This is a genomic window from Variovorax glucosi (assembly GCF_051216695.1).
GTDB lineage: Bacteria > Pseudomonadota > Gammaproteobacteria > Burkholderiales > Burkholderiaceae_C > Variovorax.
Genome location: NZ_JBPJZE010000002.1, coordinates 753,327 through 774,710, shown reverse-complemented (window position 1 = coordinate 774,710; position 21,384 = coordinate 753,327). Strand labels below are relative to the sequence as shown.

Annotated in this window: 19 protein-coding genes; 13 read left to right on the top strand and 6 right to left on the bottom strand. The window is 65.5% G+C overall.

Annotated elements, in window-relative coordinates:
- The first annotated feature begins 10 nt into the window (after window positions 1–10).
- Complete coding sequence (locus ACSFA3_RS11905; protein ID WP_435505648.1) at window positions 11–1,126, top strand: acyl-CoA dehydrogenase family protein; 1,116 nt, start codon at window positions 11–13, stop codon at window positions 1,124–1,126.
- Window positions 1,127–1,134: 8 nt separating this feature from the next.
- Here ACSFA3_RS11905 and ACSFA3_RS11900 read toward each other — a convergent pair whose 3' ends face one another.
- On the bottom strand, window positions 1,135–1,704 hold the full coding sequence (locus ACSFA3_RS11900) for an HNH endonuclease (RefSeq protein WP_435505647.1): 570 nt from the start codon (window positions 1,702–1,704) through the stop codon (window positions 1,135–1,137).
- Window positions 1,705–1,871: 167 nt separating this feature from the next.
- On the opposite strand from ACSFA3_RS11900, the gene ACSFA3_RS11895 reads away from it, so the two are divergent.
- The 10 genes from ACSFA3_RS11895 to ACSFA3_RS11850 all read left to right on the top strand — a co-directional run bounded on the left by ACSFA3_RS11895 (window position 1,872) and on the right by ACSFA3_RS11850 (window position 13,785).
- Window positions 1,872–2,879 (top strand): bifunctional riboflavin kinase/FAD synthetase, encoded by a 1,008-nt coding sequence (locus tag ACSFA3_RS11895; RefSeq protein WP_435505646.1) that lies wholly within the window; start codon window positions 1,872–1,874, stop codon window positions 2,877–2,879.
- A gap of 116 nt (window positions 2,880–2,995) precedes the next feature.
- The gene (gene ileS / locus ACSFA3_RS11890) at window positions 2,996–5,851 is read left to right on the top strand and encodes an isoleucine--tRNA ligase (protein ID WP_435505645.1); all 2,856 of its coding nucleotides are present in this window, start codon (window positions 2,996–2,998) and stop codon (window positions 5,849–5,851) included.
- Window positions 5,851–6,387, top strand: a complete 537-nt coding sequence (lspA, locus tag ACSFA3_RS11885) for a signal peptidase II (protein WP_435505644.1) — start codon at window positions 5,851–5,853, stop codon at window positions 6,385–6,387. The genes ileS and lspA overlap by 1 nt, the downstream gene beginning before the upstream one ends.
- Before the next feature lie 138 nt (window positions 6,388–6,525).
- Window positions 6,526–7,542, top strand: coding sequence for a LacI family DNA-binding transcriptional regulator (locus tag ACSFA3_RS11880; protein ID WP_435505643.1), 1,017 nt, complete (start codon window positions 6,526–6,528; stop codon window positions 7,540–7,542).
- A gap of 35 nt (window positions 7,543–7,577) precedes the next feature.
- Window positions 7,578–8,600, top strand: a complete 1,023-nt coding sequence (locus ACSFA3_RS11875; RefSeq protein ID WP_435505642.1) for an ABC transporter substrate-binding protein — start codon at window positions 7,578–7,580, stop codon at window positions 8,598–8,600.
- The gene (locus tag ACSFA3_RS11870; protein ID WP_435505641.1) at window positions 8,597–9,391 is read left to right on the top strand and encodes an ABC transporter permease; all 795 of its coding nucleotides are present in this window, start codon (window positions 8,597–8,599) and stop codon (window positions 9,389–9,391) included. The genes ACSFA3_RS11875 and ACSFA3_RS11870 overlap by 4 nt, the downstream gene beginning before the upstream one ends.
- On the top strand, window positions 9,388–10,188 hold the full coding sequence (locus ACSFA3_RS11865; protein WP_435505640.1) for an ABC transporter permease: 801 nt from the start codon (window positions 9,388–9,390) through the stop codon (window positions 10,186–10,188). The genes ACSFA3_RS11870 and ACSFA3_RS11865 overlap by 4 nt, the downstream gene beginning before the upstream one ends.
- Complete coding sequence (locus ACSFA3_RS11860) at window positions 10,178–11,260, top strand: ABC transporter ATP-binding protein (protein WP_435505639.1); 1,083 nt, start codon at window positions 10,178–10,180, stop codon at window positions 11,258–11,260. The genes ACSFA3_RS11865 and ACSFA3_RS11860 overlap by 11 nt, the downstream gene beginning before the upstream one ends.
- Window positions 11,257–12,081 carry a phosphodiesterase gene (locus ACSFA3_RS11855; RefSeq protein WP_435505638.1) on the top strand — a complete coding sequence of 275 codons (825 nt, stop codon included), beginning with the start codon at window positions 11,257–11,259 and terminating at the stop codon, window positions 12,079–12,081. The genes ACSFA3_RS11860 and ACSFA3_RS11855 overlap by 4 nt, the downstream gene beginning before the upstream one ends.
- Before the next feature lie 39 nt (window positions 12,082–12,120).
- Window positions 12,121–13,785 (top strand): Na/Pi cotransporter family protein, encoded by a 1,665-nt coding sequence (locus ACSFA3_RS11850; protein WP_435505637.1) that lies wholly within the window; start codon window positions 12,121–12,123, stop codon window positions 13,783–13,785.
- Between the two features lie 7 nt (window positions 13,786–13,792).
- On the opposite strand, the gene ACSFA3_RS11845 is transcribed toward ACSFA3_RS11850, so the two are convergent.
- A complete protein-coding gene (locus ACSFA3_RS11845) occupies window positions 13,793–14,800 on the bottom strand; it encodes a bile acid:sodium symporter family protein (RefSeq protein ID WP_435505636.1) in 1,008 nt (335 codons plus the stop codon).
- 69 nt (window positions 14,801–14,869) lie between these two features.
- On the opposite strand from ACSFA3_RS11845, the gene ACSFA3_RS11840 reads away from it, so the two are divergent.
- Window positions 14,870–15,784, top strand: coding sequence for a LysR family transcriptional regulator (locus tag ACSFA3_RS11840; protein ID WP_435505635.1), 915 nt, complete (start codon window positions 14,870–14,872; stop codon window positions 15,782–15,784).
- Here ACSFA3_RS11840 and ACSFA3_RS11835 read toward each other — a convergent pair.
- Window positions 15,774–16,757, bottom strand: coding sequence for a quinone oxidoreductase family protein (locus tag ACSFA3_RS11835; protein WP_435505634.1), 984 nt, complete (start codon window positions 16,755–16,757; stop codon window positions 15,774–15,776). The genes ACSFA3_RS11840 and ACSFA3_RS11835 overlap by 11 nt on opposite strands.
- Window positions 16,758–16,830: 73 nt before the next feature.
- On the opposite strand from ACSFA3_RS11835, the gene ACSFA3_RS11830 reads away from it, so the two are divergent.
- Window positions 16,831–17,751 (top strand): DMT family transporter, encoded by a 921-nt coding sequence (locus tag ACSFA3_RS11830; protein WP_435505633.1) that lies wholly within the window; start codon window positions 16,831–16,833, stop codon window positions 17,749–17,751.
- Between the two features lie 273 nt (window positions 17,752–18,024).
- Here ACSFA3_RS11830 and ACSFA3_RS11825 read toward each other — a convergent pair whose 3' ends face one another.
- The 3 genes from ACSFA3_RS11825 to ACSFA3_RS11815 are packed head-to-tail and all read right to left on the bottom strand — an operon-like array spanning window position 18,025 to window position 21,356.
- Window positions 18,025–18,825, bottom strand: coding sequence for an SDR family oxidoreductase (locus tag ACSFA3_RS11825; protein WP_435505632.1), 801 nt, complete (start codon window positions 18,823–18,825; stop codon window positions 18,025–18,027).
- Between the two features lie 18 nt (window positions 18,826–18,843).
- A complete protein-coding gene (locus tag ACSFA3_RS11820; RefSeq protein ID WP_435505631.1) occupies window positions 18,844–19,746 on the bottom strand; it encodes a DMT family transporter in 903 nt (300 codons plus the stop codon).
- Window positions 19,743–21,356 carry a gamma-glutamyltransferase family protein gene (locus ACSFA3_RS11815; protein ID WP_435505630.1) on the bottom strand — a complete coding sequence of 538 codons (1,614 nt, stop codon included), beginning with the start codon at window positions 21,354–21,356 and terminating at the stop codon, window positions 19,743–19,745. Before ACSFA3_RS11815 ends, ACSFA3_RS11820 begins: the two co-directional genes overlap by 4 nt.
- Window positions 21,357–21,384 lie beyond the last annotated feature (28 nt).

Sequence of the window (21,384 nt, the reverse complement as noted above, 5' to 3'; positions counted from 1 at the left end):
GGAGACAAAAATGGATTTCGATTTTTCCGACGACCAGGAACAACTGCGCGACGCGGTCCGCAAGTGGGTGGACAAGGGCTACGACTTCGAGCGGCGCCGGCGCATCGAGGCTGCGGGCGGGTTTTCGCGCGAGGCCTGGGACGAGCTTTCGGAACTCGGGCTCGGCGGTCTCTATATCAGTGAGGACGACGGCGGACTGGGGATGGGGCCCGTCGCCGGCATGGTGGTGATGGAAGAACTCGGGCGCGGCATCGTGCTGGAGCCGTTCGCGCAAACGCTGATCGCCGGCGCCGTGCTGAGTGGTTACGCCGGGAGCGAACTCAAAAGCGCCTGGTTGCCGCGCATCGCGACCGGCGAAGCGCTGGTCGTGATGGCGTATCAGGAACGGAAAGCACGCTACCGGCTCGATGTCTGCGAGGCGACGGCGGCATCCTCAAACGGCAGCTGGACGGTTTCGGGCAGCAAGAGCCTGGTTGCCGCAGGCGACCAGGCAGATGCGTACGTCGTACCGGCACAGGTCGACGGCAAGATCGCCCTTTTCCTCGTCAAGCGCAGCGCCGACGGTGTCGAATCGCGCGGCTACGGCATGCAGGACGGCAGCCGTGGGGCGGAGGTGGTGTTCGACAAGGCCGCCGCAAATCTCGTGACGCTCGAGGGCCTGACGGCGCTCGAACACGCGGTCGATGTCGGCATCGCCGCAAGTTGCGCCGAAGCGGTCGGCATCATGGACAAGGCGTTGGGGGTCACCGTCGAGTACATGAATACGCGCAAGCAGTTCAACGTCAACATTGCCAGCTTCCAGGCGCTGCGCCATCGTGTCGCGGACATGAAGATGCAGCTCGAATTGGCGCGCTCGATGAGCTACTACGCGAGCCTGAAGCTGAACGCGCCGACGGCGGAGCGGCGGCAAGCCATCGCTCGGGCCAAGTACCAGTTGGGCGTTTCGATGCGCTTCGTCGGGCAGCAGTCGGTGCAGTTGCACGGCGGTATCGGCATGACGGACGAGTACATCGTCAGCCACTATTTCAAGCGGCTCACCCAGCTCGAGATGACTTTCGGCGACACGCTGCACCATCTCGGTGAGGTGTCGGAGCGCATGCAGGAAACCGCTGGCGTGTTCGCCTGAGCGGTCGATCAGTTCAATTCGCCCAGGTTCAGCCGCGAAGTCTTGGGCAGGCCGCGCTTCAGGAATTCCATCTGGTCCGCCAGGATCCGGCGGTTGCGCAGGATGAAGTCTTCCCAGAGGCTCGGCACGTACGGCGCGTAAAGCAACGGCATGTTGGCCTGTTCGGGCGTGCGACTACTCTTGCGGTGGTTGCACGGCTGGCAGGCGGTGACCACGTTCATCCACACGTCGATGCCACGCTGAGCGAACGGAATGATGTGCTCGCGCGTCAGGTTTTCTTCATGGAACAGACCGCCGCAGTAGGCGCAGACGTTGCGGTCGCGGGCGAACAGCTTGCTGTTGGTGAGCCCCGGCCGCTGCGTGAACGGATTGATCCGCGGAACGCCCTTGGTACCGATGATGCTGTTGATGGCGATCTCCGACTGCAGACCGGTCACGGCGTTGTGCCCGCCTCGGAAGACGGCGACCTGCGCGCCCGCTTCCCAGCGCACCTCGTCCGCGGCGTAGTGGATCACCGCCTGTTCGAGCGAAATCCACGATTGGGGCAGCCCTTGGGCCGACAGCTTCAAGACCTTCACCACACGCCTCCTCAGAAGGGACGAAAAACGGAGAGACCTGACCACAGCGCAAACCTCGAACGGTTCGGTACTGCGACGCACTGCGTCACAATATACCGGCTTTGTGACAAATAGCCCGGCCAAGCTTATTCAGCGGGCTTTGGGCGCTATCAAAAATAGATCAACTCATGCAGGTTTTTCGCGGGTTTCGGCATCCCGGCGTGGCTCCGGCCTGCGCATTGACGATCGGCAATTTCGACGGCGTTCACCGTGGCCACCAGGCCATGCTGGCATTGCTCAACACCGAGGCACGCCAGCGTGGCCTGCCGAGCTGCGTGTTGACCTTCGAGCCGCATCCGCGCGACTACTTTGCCGCAGCGAACAAACGACCCGAACTGGCACCGGCACGCATCGGCACGCTGCGCGACAAGCTCGGCGAGCTTGCTGCTTGCGGCGTGGCGCAGACGATCGTGCTGCCGTTCGACGCCCGACTGGCGGCGCAGACGCCAGACGATTTCATCCGCCGCGTGCTGCTGGAAGGGCTGGGCGCGCGGTATGTGCTGGTCGGCGACGATTTCCGCTTCGGTGCGCAGCGCACCGGCGATTACGCGATGCTCGATGCGGCCGGCGGGCGCAACGGTTTCGACGTGGCGCGCATGAACAGCTACGAAGTGCACGGATTGCGTGTCTCCAGCTCAGCCGTGCGCGATGCGCTGGGCGAAGGCCGCATGGCGGACGCGCACGCGCTGCTCGGGCGGCCTTACGCGATCTCCGGCCACGTGGTGCACGGACGCAAGCTCGGCCGGGCGCTGGGCGCTTCGGCACCGGGGCGCGACGACGGTTTTCGCACGCTCAACCTGCGCTTCAAGCACTGGAAACCGGCTGCCAGCGGCATCTTCGCGGTGCTCGTGCATGGTCTTTCCGAGCGCCCGCTGCAAGGCGTGGCCAACCTCGGTGTGCGGCCGTCGCTGGATGCCAACGACGTCAATGGCGGCCGGGTGCTGCTGGAAACCCATTGCCTCGACTGGCCGGCCGACCTCGGCGTCGAGGGGGCCTACGGTAAAATCGTGCGGGTGGAACTGCTGCACAAACTGCACGACGAATTGCGCTACACCAGCCTCGAAGCCCTGACTGCAGGCATCGCCAGGGATGGCCGCGACGCCCGTGCCTTCTTTTCGACGCGCGACCGAATTTAGAGCGGGATTCGATCCCGCTCATTCGCCCTCCTCGCGTCCGGCGCCTGCTTTTTCGGCGTCGCATGCCCACATCGATTCATCGCGCGTTGCACCGCAGCGCAGACCTCTGGAACACCATGGCTGACACCAAGACCGACGGCGCCACCGATTACCGCGCCACCCTCAACCTGCCCGACACGCCTTTCCCGATGCGCGGCGACATGGCCAAGCGCGAGCCGGGCTGGGTCAAGGACTGGAACGACGAGGGCCGCTACCACCGCCTGCGCGACGCCCGCCACGGTGCGCCGAAATTCATCCTGCACGACGGCCCGCCCTATGCCAACGGCCAGATCCACATGGGTCACGCCGTCAACAAGATCCTGAAGGACATGATCACCAAGGCGCGGCAGCTCGACGGGTTCGACGCGCTCTACGTGCCGGGCTGGGACTGCCACGGCCTGCCGATCGAGAACGCCATCGAGAAGAAGCACGGCCGCAACCTCAGCCGCGACGATATGCAGGCCAAGAGCCGCGCCTTCGCGACCGAGCAGATTGCCCAGCAGATGGCCGACTTCCAGCGCCTGGGCGTGCTGGGCGAATGGGATCATCCGTACAAGACGATGGATTTCGCCAACGAAGCCGGCGAACTGCGCGCCTTCAAGCGCGTGATCGAGCGCGGTTTCGTGTATCGCGGGCTGAAGCCGGTCTACTGGTGCTTCGACTGCGGCTCGTCGCTGGCCGAGTTCGAAATCGAATACGCCGACAAGAAGTCGCAGACCATCGACGTGGCATTCAAGGCGCACGAGCGCGAAAAGGTGCTGGCCGCTTTCGGCACCGACCACCTGATCCTCGGCGACATCTTCGCCGTCATCTGGACCACGACCGCCTGGACGATTCCCGCCAATCAGGCGATCAACCTGAACCCGGAACTGGAATATTCGCTGGTCGACACCGAGCGTGGCTTGCTGATCCTCGCGGCTTCGCTGGTCGAGATGTGCATGACGCGCTATGCGCTCGACGGCAAGGTGCTGGCGACCGTCAAGGGCGAGGCGCTGGGCGGGCTCGAATTCGAGCATCCGCTGTACGACGTCGATACAGGTTATCGCCGTCTGTCGCCGATCTACCTGGCCGACTACGCCACCGCCACCGACGGCACCGGCCTGGTGCATTCGTCGCCCGCCTACGGCGTGGACGACTTCAGCTCCTGCGTCGCGCACGGCATGGCGTACGACGACATCCTCAATCCGGTGCAGGGCAACGGCACCTACGCGCCCGACTTCCCTCTGTTCGGCGGCCAGCACATCTGGAAGGCCGTGCCGGAAATCATCGCCGCGCTGCGCGATGCGCATCGCCTGCTGGCGACCGAGGGCATCACCCACAGCTACCCGCATTGCTGGCGCCACAAGACGCCGGTGATCTACCGCGCCGCGGCCCAGTGGTTCATCCGCATGGACGAGGGCGAAGGCGTGTTCACGAAGGACAAGGCGCCCGACACGCTGCGCAAGACCGCGCTGGCCGCGATCGAGCACACGCGCTTCTACCCGGAGAACGGCAAGGCGCGCCTGCACGACATGATCGCCAACCGGCCCGACTGGTGCATCTCGCGCCAGCGCAGCTGGGGCGTGCCGATCCCGTTCTTCCTGCACAAGGATTCGGGCGAGCTGCATCCACGCACCATGGAAATCCTCGACCAGGCAGCCGACATCGTCGAACACGGCGGCATCGAGGCCTGGAGCCGCGTGACGGCCGAGGAAATCCTCGGTGCCGAAGACGCGCCTAGCTACACCAAGAGCACTGACATCCTCGAAGTCTGGTTCGACTCCGGCTCGACCTTTTTCCACGTGCTGCGCGGCACGCACCCCAACGTCCACCACGACGCCGGCCCCGAAGCCGACCTGTACCTCGAAGGCCACGACCAGCATCGCGGCTGGTTCCATTCCTCGCTGCTGCTGGCTTCGGCGCTCGAAGGCCGGGCGCCTTACCGTGGCCTGCTGACGCACGGTTTTACCGTCGACAGCCAGGGCCGCAAGATGAGCAAATCGCTCGGCAACGGCATCGATCCGCAGGAAGTCAGCAAGAAGCTGGGCGCGGAAATCATCCGTCTGTGGGTGGCGGCCAGCGATTATTCGGGCGACATCGCCGGCGACGACAAGATCCTCGCGCGCGTGGTCGATGCCTACCGCCGCATCCGCAACACGCTGCGCTTTTTGCTGGCGAATACCAGCGATTTCGACATCGCCAAGGACGCGGTGCCGCTCGATCGGTTGCTGGAGATCGACCGTTACGCGCTGGCCCGCGCCGCGCAGTTCCAGGCCGAGATCCTGGCGCACTACAAGGTGTACGAGTTCCACCCTGTGGTCTCAAAGCTGCAGGTCTACTGCTCGGAAGATCTCGGCGCGTTCTATCTCGACGTGCTGAAAGACCGGCTCTACACCACAGGCGCGAATTCGCACGCGCGCCGAAGCGCGCAGACCACGCTCTGGCACATCACGCAGGCGATGCTGCGCTGGATGGCGCCGTTCCTGAGCTTCACGGCGGAGGAAGCCTGGAAGTTCGTGAGCACCGCCGCGCCGGGCGAATCGATCTTCACGCAGACCTACAGCGATCTCGGCACGCCCGACGAAGCGCTGCTGGCCAAGTGGACCCGCATCCGCGAGATTCGCGACGTGGTCAACAAGGACATCGAATCGGTGCGCACCGGCGGTACGGTCGGCTCGTCGCTGCAGGCCAACGTCGTGCTGACCGCCGAGCCGCAGGATCACGCGTTGCTGGCTTCCCTCGGCGACGACCTGAAGTTCGTGTTCATCACGTCTTCTGTCGACCTGCTGGCCGGCGACGCGCTTTCGACCGTCGTCGAGGCCAGCACCGACACCAAGTGCGAGCGCTGCTGGCACTGGCGTGCCGACGTCGGTCACGACCCGGCGCATCCGACGATCTGTGGCCGCTGCACGACCAACCTGTACGGCGCGGGCGAAGCGCGGAGCGTCGCGTAATGGCCCGCACATCTCCAGGTCGCGGCAGCAAGATCTCGAAGGTCTACGGCGGTTCTTCGGCTTCCAACGGCATCTGGCCGTGGCTGGGCATCGCGCTGGTGCTGTTCATCCTCGACCAGTTCACCAAGACGCTGATCCTCGGCTACTACAAGTACGGCGACGCGACCTACATCACGAGCTTCTTCAACATCGTGCGCGCCCACAACACAGGTGCCGCGTTCTCGTTCCTGGCCGACCATTCGGGCTGGCAGCGCTGGCTGTTCACCGGCATCGGCATCGCGGCGGCGATCTTCATCGTCTGGATGCTGAAGTCGCATCCGGGCCAGAAGCTGTTCAGCTTCGCGATGGCCTGCATCCTGGGCGGCGCCGTCGGCAACGTGATCGACCGGATGATGCACGGCTACGTGGTCGACTTTCTCGACTTCCATGTGGCCGGCAGGCATTTCCCGGCGTTCAACATCGCCGACAGCGCGATCACCATCGGCGCGATCTGCCTGATCCTCGACGAGCTGCGGCGCGTGCGTCGGGGCAAGTAACCCTCCTCCGTATTTCCTGAGCGCCTGCCCGGGCGCCTGCCTGAGCGTCGCAGCGCTCGGGGTTCGAGCGGATTCCGCCCTTTCATCACGGCGTCACACTGTCGCGGTGCAATGTAATCGATTACATCGCACCGCCCAATGAACATCCAGACCGTTGCCGAGCAAGCTGGCGTCTCCGTCGCCACTGTTTCTCGCGTCTTCAATTTCCCCGACAAGGTCGCACCGAAAACGCGCGAACTCGTCGAGTGCATCGCCAGGGAAATCGGCTATCTGCCGAACGCCAGCGCCCGCACCTTGCGCACCCAGCGCAGCCGCGTGCTCGGCGTGGTGCTGCCGACGTTGCTCAATCCGACCTTCGCCGAATGCCTGCAGGGCGTTGCCGAAGCCGCAGTCGCTGGCGGTTACGCAATCGTGCCGGTCACGACCGGCTACGAACTGGCGGCAGAACAGCGCGCTGTGAACCAGCTGCTGGCCGGTGGCGTCGATGGCGTGATCCTGGTGGTGTCGAACCCGTCGACGGCGGTCGCGCTGGAGCGTTTGCGTGCGGCCGCCGTGCCTTATGTGCTGGCCTACAACGCGCACCCGGCGCATCCCTGCGTCTCGGTCGACAGCGAGGGGGCTTTGGCAGAAGTCGTCGCACATCTGGTGCGGCTCGGGCACCGACGCATCGCGATGGTCAGCGGCACGCTGGCGGCGTCCGACCGGGCCCAGCAGCGTTATCGCGGCTTTCTCGCAGGCATGGCCGCTGCCGGGCTCGAAGCGCCGCCGCTGGTCGAGGTGCCGTTCATGGAAACCGCCGTCGCCGCGCTCTCCCGCTACCTGACCGGAGCTTCGCCCGACGCGCGCCCCACCGCCCTCTTCTGCTCCAACGACCTGCTGGCCATCCGCAGCATCCGCGCCGCGCATCTGAGCGGCCTGCGCGTGCCGCAGGACCTGGCGGTCGTCGGTTTCGACGGCATCGCGCTCGGCGAAGACCTGACTCCTGCGCTCACGACCGTCACGCAACCGAATCGCGATATCGGCCGCCACAGCGTCGAGCTGCTGGTGCGCGCGCTGTCAGGCGGCGGCGCACCGACCGCCGACTCGAGCCTTGTGTTGCCGCACGGTTTCCGTGAGGGAGAGTCCTGCGCCGTCGCTCCCGCTTCCCTTTCCTGAACCTTCCCTTTCATCCAACCGAGGAGTAACCCACCATGCCTTCCATCCTGAAACGCATCGCACGCATCGGCCTGCTGGCCGCCGTGGCCGCAACCGGCCTGGGCGCCACCGGCGCCATGGCGCAGACCGCCATTTGCTACAACTGCCCGACCGAATGGGCCGACTGGGGCACGCAGCTGCGCGCCATCAAGGCCAGGACCGGCGTCGTCGTGCCGCCCGACAACAAGAATTCCGGCCAGTCGCTGGCACAGCTCGTGGCCGAGAAAGCCAGCCCGGTTGCCGACATGACATACCTGGGCGTCACTTTCGCGATCCAGGCGCAGAAGGACGGCGTGGTCGCTCCCTACAAGCCGGCCAACTGGAACGACATCCCGGACGGCCTGAAAGACCCGGCCGGCCACTGGTTCACGATCCACTCGGGCACGCTCGGCTTCATGGTCAACGTCGACGCGCTCAAGGGCAAGCCGGTGCCGAAGTCGTGGGCCGATCTGCTGAAGCCCGAATACAAGGGCCTGATCGGCTATCTCGATCCGGCATCGGCCTTCGTCGGCTACGTCGGCGCGGTGGCGATCAATGAAGCGCGCGGCGGCACGCTAGACAACTTCGGCCCGGCCATCGACTACTTCAGGGCGCTGCAGAAGAACGAACCCATCGTGCCGAAGCAGACTTCCTACGCGCGCGTGCTGTCTGGCGAAATCGCGATCCTGCTCGACTACGACTTCAACGCCTACCGCGCCAAATACAAGGACAAGGCCAACGTCGCCTTCGTTATCCCGACCGAAGGCACGGTCGTCGTGCCCTACGTGATGAGCCTGGTCGCCAACGCGCCGCATGCGGCCGACGGCAAGAAGGCGCTCGACTTCGTTCTCTCCGACGAAGGCCAGGCGATCTGGGCCAAGGCCTACTTGCGCCCGGTCCGTGCCGACGCGATGCCGAAAGACGTCGAGGCGCAATTCCTGCCGGCCTCCGAGTACAAGCGCGCCAGGACCGTCGACTACGGCCGGATGGCCGCAGCGCAGCGCGCGTTCTCCGACAGCTACCTGAAAGACGTGCGTTGAAATCACGCCAGCGCTGGCTGCTGCTGGGCTGCGCAGCCCCGGCCGGCGCATTCTTTCTGCTGTTCTGGCTGTTGCCGGTGATGCGCCTTCTCGCGCTGCCGGCAGAGAAAGGCTGGGCGACGTACTTCACCGTGCTGACCGACGGCCGCTACCTGTCGAGCATGCTGCAGACGGTGGCGCTGTCGCTGGTCGTGACGCTGGCGACGCTGGTGCTCGGCAGCGCCGTCGGCATCTATCTGGCGCGGCGCGAGTTTTGCGGCAAGCGTCTGCTGCTTTCGTTGCTGACGCTGCCGCTGTCGTTCCCCGGCGTGATCGTCGGCTTCTTCGTGATCCTGCTGGGCGGCCGACAAGGGCTGGTCGCCGACATCTCGGATGCGCTCACCGGCAATCGGATCACCTTCGCCTACGGGCTGCTCGGCCTGTTTCTGGCCTACCTGTACTTCTCGCTGCCGCGTGCCATCGCGACGTATGCCGCAGCGGCCGAGTCGATGAACCTGCAGGTCGAAGAAGCCGCGCGCTCGCTCGGCGCGTCGCGGCTGCGGGTGGCGCGCGACGTCTGGCTGCCGGAACTGGCGCCCACCACGCTGGCCTGCGGCGCGATCCTGTTCGCGACCTCGATGGGCGCCTTCGGAACGGCGTTCACGCTGGCGAGCAAGTTCGAGGTGATCCCGATCACGATCTACAACGAGTTCACCAACTACGCCAACTTCGCGCTCGCCGCATCGCTGTCGATCTCGCTGGGCATCGTGACCTGGCTGGTGCTGTTCGTGGCGCGCCACTTCAAGCCATGAGAAGCAACACGCAATCCAGAGCGCCCGTCCTTCTGGCGGTGACGGTCATCGTCAGCTTCTTCATGATCGCGCCGATGCTGCTATCGGTGATGGCTGGGCTGGTCAACAACTACGGAACGGGACTGAAGAGCGGGCTCACGCTGCGCTGGCTCGGCGAAGTGTGGGAGGTCTACGGCGGCACGGTCGGCTGGTCGCTGGTGCTGGCGGTGGCCTGCGTCGTTGCGACGATCGTGCTCGGCGTGCCGTGTGCGTACGCCGTCGCGCGCAGCCGCTCGCGGGCGGCGCGGATCTTCGAGGAGTTGCTGACGCTGCCGGTCGCGGTGCCGGGGCTGGCGACGGCGCTTGCGCTGATCCTCGCCTACGGCCAGCTCAGCGCATTCCGCCAGAGCTTCGCCTTCATCCTGGTCGGCCACATCGTCTTCACGCTGCCGTTCATGGTGCGCACGGTGGCTTCGGCCTTCCAGCGCCACGATCTGGTAGCGCTCGAAGAAGCGGCGCGCACGCTGGGCGCGAGCTTCCGGCAGCGCTTCATGGGCATCCTGGTTCCTGCCGTTTTCCCGGCGATCGTCGCGGGCAGCCTGATGGTCTTCACGCTGTCGGTCGGCGAATTCAACCTGACCTGGATGCTGCACACGCCGCTCACCCGCACCCTGCCGGTCGGCCTTGCCGACAGCTACGCGTCGATGCGGCTGGAGGTCGGTTCGGCCTACACGCTGGTCTTCTTCATCGTCATCCTTCCGGTGCTGTGGGGCTTGCAGTCCCTCGCCCATCTGCTGCAGAAACGCCATGGAACTTGAACGCATTCCCGTCGACATCGACAAGGTCTCCAAAACCTACGCCGACGGCACCGTCGGCCTGCAACCGACGTCGCTGCACGTCGAACCCGGCGAAGTGCTGGCGCTGCTCGGACCTTCGGGCTGCGGCAAGACGACGCTGCTGCGGCTGATCGCCGGACTGGAAACGCTCGACGACGGCGGCCGCATCTCTTTCGGCGATCAGGACGTCACGCACAAGCCGGTCGAGCATCGCGGCGTCGGCATGGTGTTCCAGAGCTATGCGCTGTTTCCGCAGATGAACGTGGCGGCGAACATCGGCTACGGGCTGCGCATCCGCGGTGTGTCGAAGGCCGAAGAACAGCGCACCGTCGGTGAACTGGTCGATCTGGTGCGGCTGAACGGGCTGGAGAACAAGCGGCCGAGCGAGCTTTCCGGCGGCCAGCGGCAGCGCGTGGCGCTGGCACGCGCGGTTGCCGTGCGACCGCGCGTGCTGCTGCTCGACGAGCCGCTGGCCGCGCTCGATGCCAAGCTCAAGGAATCGCTGCGCGACGAACTGGCAGAGCTGCTGCGCCGGCTGCACATCACGGCCATCCACGTCACGCACGACCAGCAGGAAGCGATGGCGATAGCAGACCGCCTGGCCGTGATGCGCGCCGGATGCATCGTGCAGATCGGCTGCGGCGAAGACCTTTACCGCTCGCCGAGTCATCCTTTCGTGGCGGAATTCCTTGGCCGCGTGAACCGCATCGAACGCTCGCAGGAATCGATCAAGGACGGCACCATCGCTTTCGGCGGCACGGCGATTGCATGTCCTCCGGCCTTGATGAACCACGCCTCACTGCTATTGCGCCCGGAAGATGTCCAGGTCGGACCGCGCGACGCCGTCGGCTTCGGCACGTCCGGCTGGGGCATGGCCCAAGTCACGCAACGCACCTTCCTCGGCGACCGCGTGCAACTGCGCCTCGCCGTTGCCGGCCAGCCGCAATTGATGGCGGACGTCGGCCGCGATACGCCTTTCCAGGCCGGCGACGATGTCGGCATCCGCATGCATCCCGATCGCCTCATGACCTCGCAGGAGGAGGTCGCTTCATGACACCGAACTTTCTTGTCCAGCTCACCGATCCGCACATCCGCGAACCCGGCCGTCTCGCCTACGGCCGCATCGACACCGCGCCCTACCTGAAACGCGCAGTCGCGAGCGTGCTGCGGCTGCGTCAGCCACCCGACGCGGTCGTCATCACCGGCGACCTGAGCGATTTCGGTCGCGCCGCCGAATACGCCCATCTGGCCGAACTGCTGGCACCGCTGACGATGCCCGTCTACCTGATGCCGGGCAACCACGACGACCGCGACGAAATGCGGCGCAGCTTTCCGGGACACAGCTACCTCGGCACCGAAGGTTTCGTGCAGTACAGCGTCAAGGTCGGCGCGATCCGGCTGCTGACGCTCGATACCGTCGTTCCGGGCCACAGCCACGGCACGCTGTGCGCCGAGAGGCTCGGCTGGCTGGAAGAGCAGCTCGAAACCGCACGCCACGAACCGGTCGTCGTAGCCATGCACCACCCACCGTTCCGCACGCTGATCGGCCATATGGACGCGATCGGCCTCCAGGAAGGCGGACCGGAACTGGAAGCGCTGGTCGCGCGCCATCCGAACGTCGAGCGCATCGTCTGCGGACACATCCATCGCGCGATCGACGTGCGCTTCGGCGGCACCATCGCGTCAGTCTCGCCGGCGCCCGGACACCAGGTGGCGCTCGACCTGCGTCCCGATGCGCCGTCAGCCTGGATGCTCGAACCGCCCGGCTTCCGCGTCCACGCCTGGGACGGCGAACGGCTGGTCACGCATCTGGCGCCTTCGGGAGAATTCGATGGGCCCTATCCTTTCCATGAAAATGGTGCATTAATCGATTGACACGAGAAGAACAGAAGACTTGAAAGCCGCATCCCGTCCATGAAACATCTGCTGAACCTGCTGGCAGCAGTAGCACTCCTCGTCTGGGGCACCCATCTGGTCCGAACCGGCGTGCTGCGCGCCTTCGGCGGCAACCTGCGCACGCTGCTCGCGCGCAGCATGCGCAACCGGTTCACGGCCGCGCTTTCGGGTATCGGCGTGACGGCGCTGGTGCAGTCGAGCACCGCAACCTCGCTGATGACTTCTTCATTCGTCGGCCAGGGACTCATCACGCTGCCGGCGGCACTGGCCGTGATGCGCGGCGCGGACGTCGGCACGGCCTTGATGTCGGTGCTGTTCTCGACCGATCTCTCGTGGCTGTCGCCGCTGTTCATCTTCGTCGGCGTGGTGCTTTCCGTGACCCGGCCCGAAAGCGGCGCCGGACGCGTCGGACGGGTGCTGATCGGCCTCGGGCTGATGCTGCTGGCGCTGCGGCTGGTGGTCGAGGCGACCGGGCCGCTGTTCGAGTCCGAGGCCATGCGCGCGGTGCTGGCGTCGATCAGCAGCGACGTGCTGCTGGAGATCACCATCGGCGCGGTGCTGGCGGTGGTGGCGTATTCGAGTCTGGCGGTGGTGCTGCTCGTGGCGGCAATGGCGACTTCGGCCGTCGTGCCGCTCGACGTCGCGCTCGGCCTGGTGCTGGGCGCGAATCTGGGCAGCGGCGTGTTGGCGGTGCTCACCACGGCGAAGTCGGAGATTTCGGTGCGGCAGGTCACGGTCGGCAATTTGGTCTTCAAGCTGCTGGGCGTCACGGTCGCGGCACCGTTCATCGGTCTCTATCTCTCGCAGATCCGGCCGTATGTGTCGGATGCCACGCAGCTGGTGGTGCTGTATCACCTGGCGTTCAATGTCGTCGTGAGCATCGGCTTCATCGGCCTGACCGACTGGGTGGCGAAGATGGTGAAGAAGCTGCTGCCGGTTCCGCAGCAGCCGGCATCGACCTTGCGGCCGCAGCACCTTGACCCTTCCGCACTGTCGACGCCGACGCTGGCGATTTCCAACGCCGCCCGCGAGGCACTGCACCAGGCCGACGTGGTGGAAACCATGCTGATCGGCATGCTGAACGTGATCCGCAACAACGACCTGCGGCTGGCCGAGGAACTGCGCAAACTCGACGACACGGTCGACCGGCTCTACTCGGACATCAAGTACTACCTGACCAAGATCTCGCGCGAGGCGCTGGGCGAGGAAGAGAGCAAGCGCTGGACCGACATCATCAGCTTCACCATCAACATGGAGCAGGTCGGCGACATCATCGAGCGAGTGATCATCGACATCGAGGACAAGAAGATCAAGCCGCAGCGCAATTTCTCCGAGGCCGGCATGGCCGAGATCGTCGAGCTGCACGAGCGGCTGGTGGCCAACCTGCGCCTTGGAATGAGTGTTTTCCTGAACGGCAACGTGCGCGATGCACAAAAGCTGCTCGAAGAAAAAGCGCGTTTCCGAGACCTCGAACGTGCCTATGCCAGCTCGCATCTGTTCCGCCTGATGGACCGCACAGCCACCAGCATGGAGACCAGCTCGCTGCACATCGACCTGATCAGCGACCTGAAGCGCATCAATTCGCACATCTGCTCGATCGCCTATCCGATTCTGGATTCGGCCGGTGCGCTGGCGCCAAGCCGGCTGCGCGAATCGCGGCTGGCGGCGCTGAACGATCGCTGAACGCTGCTCAGGCCACTTTCGCCGCGACCGGCGTCTTTTCTTCTTCCACCAGCAACGGCCGGCGCGCATAGCGCTGCGCAAGCACCGCACACACCATCAGCTGCATCTGATGGAACAGCATCAGCGGCAGCACGATGGCGCCGACGGCCGGCGCGGCGAACAGCACGTGTGCCATCGGAATCCCGCTCGCCAGGCTCTTCTTCGAGCCGCAGAACACGATCGTGATCTCGTCTTCCTTGTTGAAACCCAGTTTGCGCGCGGCGAAGGTGGTGATGGTCAGGGCCAGCGCAAGCAGGATCGTCAGCACGCCGAAGAGCCCTGCCAGCGCCATCAGCGGCACCTGCTTCCAGAGCCCCTCGATCACGGCCGCGCTGAACGCGGTGTAGACCACCAGCAGCACCGAGCTGCGGTCGACCAGCGTCAGCGCCTTGGCATGGCGCTTGACCCATTTGCCGATAAGCGGGCGCATCAGGTGCCCGACCACGAACGGTGCCATCAGCTGCAACAGGATCTGGCCGATGGCGCTGAGCGACGACGAAGACGATCCGCCCGTCGACAGCAGCACGCCGACAAGCAGCGGCGTCACGAACACACCGAGCAGCGTCGAGGCCGACGCGCTGCAGATGGCTGCCGGAATATTGCCTCGCGCCAGAGAAGTGAAGGCGATGGCGGACTGCACCGTGGCGGGCAGAACGCAGAGGTACAGCACGCCGGTGTAGAGCGCCGGCGTGACCAGCGGCGACAGCAGCGGTTTCAGGATCAGACCGAGCACCGGGAACATCAGGAAAGTGCAGGAGAACACCAGCAGGTGGAGCCGCCAGTGGCCCATGCCGGCCAGCACGGCTTCGCTCGACAGCTTGGCGCCGTGCATGAAGAACAGCAACCCGATGGCGAAGCTGGTAAGCCAGCCGAAGTACACCGCCGTCTGGCCCGATGCGGGCAGAACGGTGGCGAGCGCGACGGTCGTGACCAGCGCTAGGGTGAAGTTGTCGGGAAGGAAGCGTGAACGGGCCATGGCGCAATTGGACAGAAAGTCGCTACAAAAGAGAAATGGATTTATCTGATGTATTTATGATTCCACTGCATGAATATCAGCCTTCGCCAGCTTCGCGTATTTCTCGCAGCCGCACAGGAACGCAATTTCAGCCGCGCCGGCCAGGCCGTCGGGCTGACGCAGCCGGCGGTCAGCCGCTCGATCCTCGAGCTCGAATCCCAGCTCGGCCTGAAGCTGCTGGATCGGACCACGCGCGAAGTCGTGCTGACCGAAGCCGGGCAATCGCTGGCGGCGCGACTCCCGCGTGTGATCGACGAACTCGACCAGACGTTGCAGGACGTCCAGGGTCTGGCCAGCGTACGGCGCGGCAAGGTGCGCGTCGCGAGCAGCCCGACGCTGTCGGCCAACCTGATGCCCGCCTGCATTGCCGCCTGTGCCGCGCAGGAGCCTGATATCGAACTGGTGCTGCTCGACCGCGTTCAGCAGGACGCGCTCGACAGCGTGCGCGGCGGCGAGGTCGATTTCGGCGTGGTGATCGAACCGTCGTCGTGCGACGACCTGACGGTCGAGACGATCCTCAGCGAGCCGTTCGTGCTGGTGGTTCCACAAAGCCACGCGTTCGCGCAGTCGACCGGCGTGACGTGGGCCGAGTTGCAGGATCGGGCGCTGGTCCTGCTCGATCATTCTTCGGGCAGCCGGCGGCTGATCGACCAGGCGCTGCTCGATCACGGCGTGCAGGCGACCGTCGCGCAGCAGCTCGGACATCCGACGACGGTGTTCCGGATGGTCGAGGCGGGCATCGGGATCAGCGTGATGCCGATGCTGTCGGTGACGCCGGGCAGCCTGGGAAAGCTTGTCGCGCTGCCGCTGCTGCCGCGCGTGGAGCGCCGCGTGATGCTGGTGCACCGGCGCAACCGGGCGCCTTCGCCGCTGGCGCAACGGGTGTGGCGACTGATCGGCGACGTGGCACGCGAGGCTGCCGCAACCGACGCGGCTACAGCGTGAGGATGGTGCAGCCGGTGGTCTTGCGCGCTTCCAGGTCGCGATGCGCCTGCTGCACGTCGTCGAGCGCATAGCGCTGGTCGATCGGGATCTTCACCTCGCCGCTCAACACGACGGCAAACAGGTCGTCGGCCATCGCCTGCACCGCTTCCCGAGTCGCCATGTGCGTGAACAGCGTCGGCCGCGTCAGATACAGCGAACCCTTCGACGCCAGCAGCCCGAGATTCACCGGAGGTACCGGACCCGACCCGTTGCCGAACACCGCCAGCAGCCCGAACGGCCGCAGGCAGTCGATGGAGCCCTCGAAGGTGTCCTTGCCGACCGAGTCGTACACCACCTTCACGCCCTTGCCGCCGGTGATCTCCTTCACCCGCGCGGCGAAGTTCTCGGTGCTGTAGTTGATGGCGTGCGCGGCGCCGTTCGCGAGCGCGAGTTTGCATTTGGCATCGGAGCCGGCCGTGCCGATCAGTTGCAGGCCGAGCGCCTTCGCCCATTGGCAGGCGATCAGCCCGACGCCGCCGGCGGCCGCGTGGAAGACGATGAAATCGCCCGGCTGCAGGCCTTCGACCGGCAGCGTCTTCTTCAGCAGGTACTGGGCGGTGAGGCCCTTGAGCATCATCGCGGCGCCGGTTTCGAAAGAGATCGCGTCGGGCAGCTTGCAGACGCACTTGGCCGGCATCACGCGCAGCTCGCAATACGAGCCCGGTGGCGGGCTGGCATAGGCGGCGCGGTCGCCGGCCTTCAGATGCGTGACGCCCTCGCCCACCGCCTCGACGACGCCCGAAGCTTCCATGCCGAGCTGCAGCGGCATCGCGAACGGGTAGAGCCCGCTGCGCTGGTAGGTGTCGATGAAGTTGAGGCCGACCGCCTTGTGGCGGATGCGTATCTCGCCGGGGCCGGGTTCGCCGACCTCGACGTCGACGATGCGGAGTTCTTCGGGACCGCCGTGGCGGTCGATACGGACTGCTTTGCTCATTGGAGACATCCTGCTGGTTCGAAAAAGTTTGCGGCGTCGACAATCCTGCCACGCTTCGCCTCCTGACCGCCCAATGACAATCCCGACCCCATCGCCCACGACGAAGCTCACCTGGCCGACCGCGCTGCTGCTGACGCTGCCGCCGCTGCTCTGGGCATCGAACGCGGTCCTGGGCCGGCTGCTGCGCGAACTCATCTCGCCGGTCACGCTCAACTTGTTCCGCTGGTCGCTGGCTGTGGTGCTGCTGCTGCCGTTCGCCTTGCCGATCCTGCGGCGCGGCTCGCCGCTGTGGCCGCACTGGCGGCGCTATGGCGTGCTCGGGTTACTGGGTATCGGCATGTACAACGCACTGCAGTATCTGGCGCTGCAGACGTCGACGCCGCTCAACGTGACGCTGGTCGGCGCCAGCATGCCGTTCTGGATGCTGGCGGTCGGGACGCTTTTCTTCGGCCAGCGCGTGCGCCCGCCGCAGGTCGGCGGCGCAGTGCTGTCGATCCTCGGCGTGATGCTGGTGCTGAGCCAGGGCCGCTGGGACCATCTGCTGGCATTGCGGCTGGTGCCGGGCGACATCTACATGATGCTCGGGACCGCCTGCTGGGCTTTCTACAGCTGGATGCTGGTGAACACGCGCGAGCCGGCCGGCATCCGTCAGGACTGGGCCGCATTCCTGATGGCGCAGATGGTGTTCGGCGCAGCCTGGTCCGGCGTGTTCGCGCTCGGCGAATGGAGCATCGGCGCGGCGCATGTCGAATGGAGCTGGAAGCTGGCCGCCGCGCTGTTGTTCATATCGATCGGCCCGGCGATCGTCGCATTCCGATGCTGGGGAACAGGCGTGCAGCGCGCCGGGCCCAATGCCGCGGCGTTTTTCCTGAACCTCACGCCGCTGTTCGCCGCGCTGCTGTCGGCTGCGTTTCTGGGCGAATTGCCACACTGGTATCACGGCGCGGCATTTGCGCTGATCGTCGGCGGGATCGCGCTGTCGTCCCGCCGTTGATCGGCATGGCCTAATGTTCTCGAAAAGGGAATTCGGGAACACGTTCCGTCGATATGTCGTCGCCGACGACATGAGCGTCCGACGTGTCGATAAAACAAGGTTTTTGCATCATGACCGACACCCGACGCACGAGCTGGAAAGGAGGGTCGTGCTCAAAGCCTGTAAAGAGGCCCGCGCCGCGCTGTCCGAACTCAATCGGGCGGCCGAACATTCCCAATCAGGCAATGTTGATCAACACCATCCCGCTGCTGGAAGCCAGCGCGGTTCAGGAGCTCAGTAAGTGCCCGGGTAAGCGCCGCCGTCGGTCAATACGTTCTGTCCCGTGATGTAGCCAGCCTGCATACTGCACAAAAACGCGCATACCGCACCGAACTCCTCCGGATTGCCGAAGCGACCCGCCGGAATTCCCTTCTGACGCGCGGCGCGCACCGCTTCGACGTCCTGGCCCGACTTCTTGGCGGTACCGGCCATCGTTCCCTTGAGCCGGTCGGTATCGAATGCGCCGGGCAGCAGATTGTTCAGCGTCACGCCCTTCGCGGCCAGCGGCGTGCGCGCCACGCCGGCCACGAAGCCGGTCAGGCCGCTGCGCGCACCGTTCGACAGGCCGAGGATGTCGATCGGCGATTTCACAGAGCTCGACGTGATGTTGACGATGCGTCCGTAACCGCGCGACGCCATGCCGTCGACCGTCGCCTTGATCAGCTCGATCGGCGTCAGCATGTTGGCGTCGACCGCCTTGATCCATGCATCGCGGTCCCAGTCGCGGAAATCGCCGGGCGGCGGACCGCCGGCGTTGGTGACGACGATGTCGTAGTCGGCATGCGCTGCGAAGGCGGCGGCACGGCCTTCGGATGTCGTGATGTCGGCTGCGACGTATCTGACGAAGGGTTTCGTGCCCGCGAAGCCGGCAGCCATCGTTTCGAGCTTCGTCGCGGCTGCCTGCAGCACTTCGGCGCCACGCGCCACGATCACCACGTTGACGCCCTCGCTCACCAGCGCCTCGGCGCAACCCAGGCCCAAGCCCTTGCTCGCGCCGCAAACCAGGGCCGTACGGCCAGCGATTCCCAGATCCATGTTCGTGTTCCTTCGGGCTCAGCGGCCCATGCGTGTGAAGACAAAAATGCCGGCGATGACCAGCGCAGTGCCAGCCGCGGTCCATGCCGTGAACGGCTCGCCGAGGATGACGACGCCCATCAGGATGGTCGATATCGGTCCGACCATCCCGGCCTGCGCAGCCATCGCCGGCCCGATGCGCTCGACCCCCATCATGACGGCCAGCACCGGCAGTGCGGTGCAGACGGTCGCATTCAGTACCGACAGCCATAGCACCTGCGGCGCCAGTTCGAACACCAGTCCGACCGGACGCAGCAGCAGAAACTGCACGATGCACAGCACGCAGGCCACGCTCGTCGCAAGCCCCACCAGCCGCAGCGAGCCGAGCCGCTTGACGAATTCGCCGCTGGCCACGAGGTAGCCCGCGTAAGTGATGGCGCTCACGAAGACCAGCAGGCTGCCCCAGGCGGTCGCGCCGCCCTGGCCAAACTGCACTTCATGACCGAACACCAGCAGCGCACCGCAGTAGCTGATCGCCGCACCGATCGCCTGCCAGCGCGTGATGCGCCGCTTGTAGATCACCCAGCCGAACAGCAGGACGAGCGTCGGGTTGAGATACAGGATCAGCCGCTCGAGGCTGGCCGTGATGTACGCCAGTCCGGCGAAGTCGAGAAAGCTCGACAGGTAGTAGCCCGAAAAGCCGAGCCCCACCACGCCAAACCAGTCGCGCCGGGTCAGCGCCGGCTTGCCGCGCCCGGCCGACCAGGCCATGACCATGAAAAGCGGCAGCGCGAAGAGCATGCGCAGCATGATCAGCGTGACCGCGTCGACCTCGTACCGATACGCCAGCTTGACGATGATCGCCTTGCCGCTGAACGCAATGGCGCCGACCGTGGCGAGAACCAGGCCGGATGTGGAGGATTTTCTGGCTGCGGCGTTCAATATCCGGCAGCCAGGCCGTCGCGGCGCGGATCGCTGGCGGCGATGTAGCCTTCGACCGCCGGATCGCCCGCAAGCCAGATGAACTGGCCGGCGCCGAAGTCCTGGTAGGAATCGTCGATGACGTCGAGCTGGTGGCCCAGATCGCGCAGACCCTGCACGGTATCGGCGCGCATCGCCGCCTCGACGTTGATCTCCATGCCCGCGTTGAAGCGCCAGCGCGGCGCATCGCAGGCGGCCTGCGGGTTCTGGCCGTAATCGATCATGCGGACCAGCGTCTGCATGTGGCCCTGCGGCTGCATGTTGCCGCCCATCACGCCGAAGCTCATCACCGGCTGGCCGTCCTTGGTCAGGAATGCCGGGATGATGGTGTGGAACGGCCGCTTGCCAGGCGCGACGCGGTTGGGGCTGCCTTCCCTGAGGCTGAATCCGTGGCCACGGTTCTGCAGGCTGATGCCGAATTCGGGTTCGACGCAGCCCGAACCGAAGCCCATGTAGTTGCTCTGGATGAAGCTCACCATCATCCCGCTCTCGTCGGCGGCCGTGAGGTAGATCGTGCCGCCCTTGACCGGATTGCCGACGTTGAAGTTTTGCGCCTTTTTCACGTCGATGAGTCTCGCACGCGATGCCAGATAGGCGTCATCGAGCATTTGCAGGTGGGTCACATCCATTGCAGATATCTCGGCCACGTGGTGATACACGTCGGCAAAGGCCAGCTTCATCGCCTCGATCTGCAGGTGCTGCGACTGGACCGAATCGACCGGCAGCGACGCGATGTCGAACTTCTCCAGGATACCGAGCGCGATCAGCGCGGCGATGCCCTGGCCGTTCGGCGGAATCTCGTGCAGCGTGTAACCGCGATAGTCGCGCGAGATCGGCGTGACCCATTCGGGCTGGTAGGCGGCGAGGTCTTCCCTGGTCAGCGATCCGCCATTGGCCGTCGAGAACTTCTCCAGCGCATCGGCGATTTCGCCGTTGTAGAAAGCCTCGCCCTTGGTCCGGGCGATTGCCTTCAATGCCCGCGCCGCAGCGGCAAAGCGGAACAGCTCGCCGACTTCCGGCGCGCGGCCCCAAGGCAGGAAGGCCTGCGCAAATCCGGGCTGCGACTGCAGCAGCGGCGTTGCAGCCGCCCACTTCTGCTGCACCACCGGCGGCATCAGATAGCCACGCTCGGCAATCTCGATGGCCGGCGCGAACAGGTCGGCGAAAGGCAGTTTGCCGAAGCGGTCGCTCATCGCCACCCAGCCGCGCACCGCGCCGGGCACGGTGACCGAATCCATGCCGCGCATCGGCGGCGCGGTCTTGTCGCTGCCGTACTTGTTCAGGAAGTATTCGGGCGTCCACGCTTTCGGTGCCGGGCCTGAGGCGTTCAGGCCGTGCAGTTGCTCGCCGTCCCAGAGAATTGCGAACGCGTCGCTGCCGAGGCCGTTGCTCACCGGCTCGACCAGCGTCATGACGGCGGCGGTCGCGATGGCGGCATCGACCGCATTGCCGCCCTTCTGAAGGATGCGCAGGCCGGCCTGCGCGGCGAGCGGATGCGAGGTCGACACGACGTTGCGCGCAAAGACCGGGATGCGGGTCGACGGATAGGGGTTGGCGTAGTTGAAATTCATGTCGTCTCCAATGTTCTCGATGATGTCT

Excerpts from the sequence above, each read along its gene's own strand:
- ACSFA3_RS11905 (WP_435505648.1), top strand. The coding sequence starts at position 11 with ATGGATTTCGATTTTTCCGACGACCAGGAACAACTGCGCGACGCGGTC.
- ACSFA3_RS11895 (WP_435505646.1), top strand. The coding sequence starts at position 1,872 with ATGCAGGTTTTTCGCGGGTTTCGGCATCCCGGCGTGGCTCCGGCCTGC.
- ileS (WP_435505645.1), top strand. The coding sequence starts at position 2,996 with ATGGCTGACACCAAGACCGACGGCGCCACCGATTACCGCGCCACCCTC.
- lspA (WP_435505644.1), top strand. The coding sequence starts at position 5,851 with ATGGCCCGCACATCTCCAGGTCGCGGCAGCAAGATCTCGAAGGTCTAC.
- ACSFA3_RS11880 (WP_435505643.1), top strand. The coding sequence starts at position 6,526 with ATGAACATCCAGACCGTTGCCGAGCAAGCTGGCGTCTCCGTCGCCACT.
- ACSFA3_RS11875 (WP_435505642.1), top strand. The coding sequence starts at position 7,578 with ATGCCTTCCATCCTGAAACGCATCGCACGCATCGGCCTGCTGGCCGCC.
- ACSFA3_RS11865 (WP_435505640.1), top strand. The coding sequence starts at position 9,388 with ATGAGAAGCAACACGCAATCCAGAGCGCCCGTCCTTCTGGCGGTGACG.
- ACSFA3_RS11860 (WP_435505639.1), top strand. The coding sequence starts at position 10,178 with ATGGAACTTGAACGCATTCCCGTCGACATCGACAAGGTCTCCAAAACC.
- ACSFA3_RS11855 (WP_435505638.1), top strand. The coding sequence starts at position 11,257 with ATGACACCGAACTTTCTTGTCCAGCTCACCGATCCGCACATCCGCGAA.
- ACSFA3_RS11850 (WP_435505637.1), top strand. The coding sequence starts at position 12,121 with ATGAAACATCTGCTGAACCTGCTGGCAGCAGTAGCACTCCTCGTCTGG.
- ACSFA3_RS11845 (WP_435505636.1), bottom strand. The coding sequence starts at position 14,800 with ATGGCCCGTTCACGCTTCCTTCCCGACAACTTCACCCTAGCGCTGGTC.
- ACSFA3_RS11840 (WP_435505635.1), top strand. The coding sequence starts at position 14,870 with ATGAATATCAGCCTTCGCCAGCTTCGCGTATTTCTCGCAGCCGCACAG.
- ACSFA3_RS11835 (WP_435505634.1), bottom strand. The coding sequence starts at position 16,757 with ATGAGCAAAGCAGTCCGTATCGACCGCCACGGCGGTCCCGAAGAACTC.
- ACSFA3_RS11830 (WP_435505633.1), top strand. The coding sequence starts at position 16,831 with ATGACAATCCCGACCCCATCGCCCACGACGAAGCTCACCTGGCCGACC.
- ACSFA3_RS11825 (WP_435505632.1), bottom strand. The coding sequence starts at position 18,825 with ATGGATCTGGGAATCGCTGGCCGTACGGCCCTGGTTTGCGGCGCGAGC.
- ACSFA3_RS11815 (WP_435505630.1), bottom strand. The coding sequence starts at position 21,356 with ATGAATTTCAACTACGCCAACCCCTATCCGTCGACCCGCATCCCGGTC.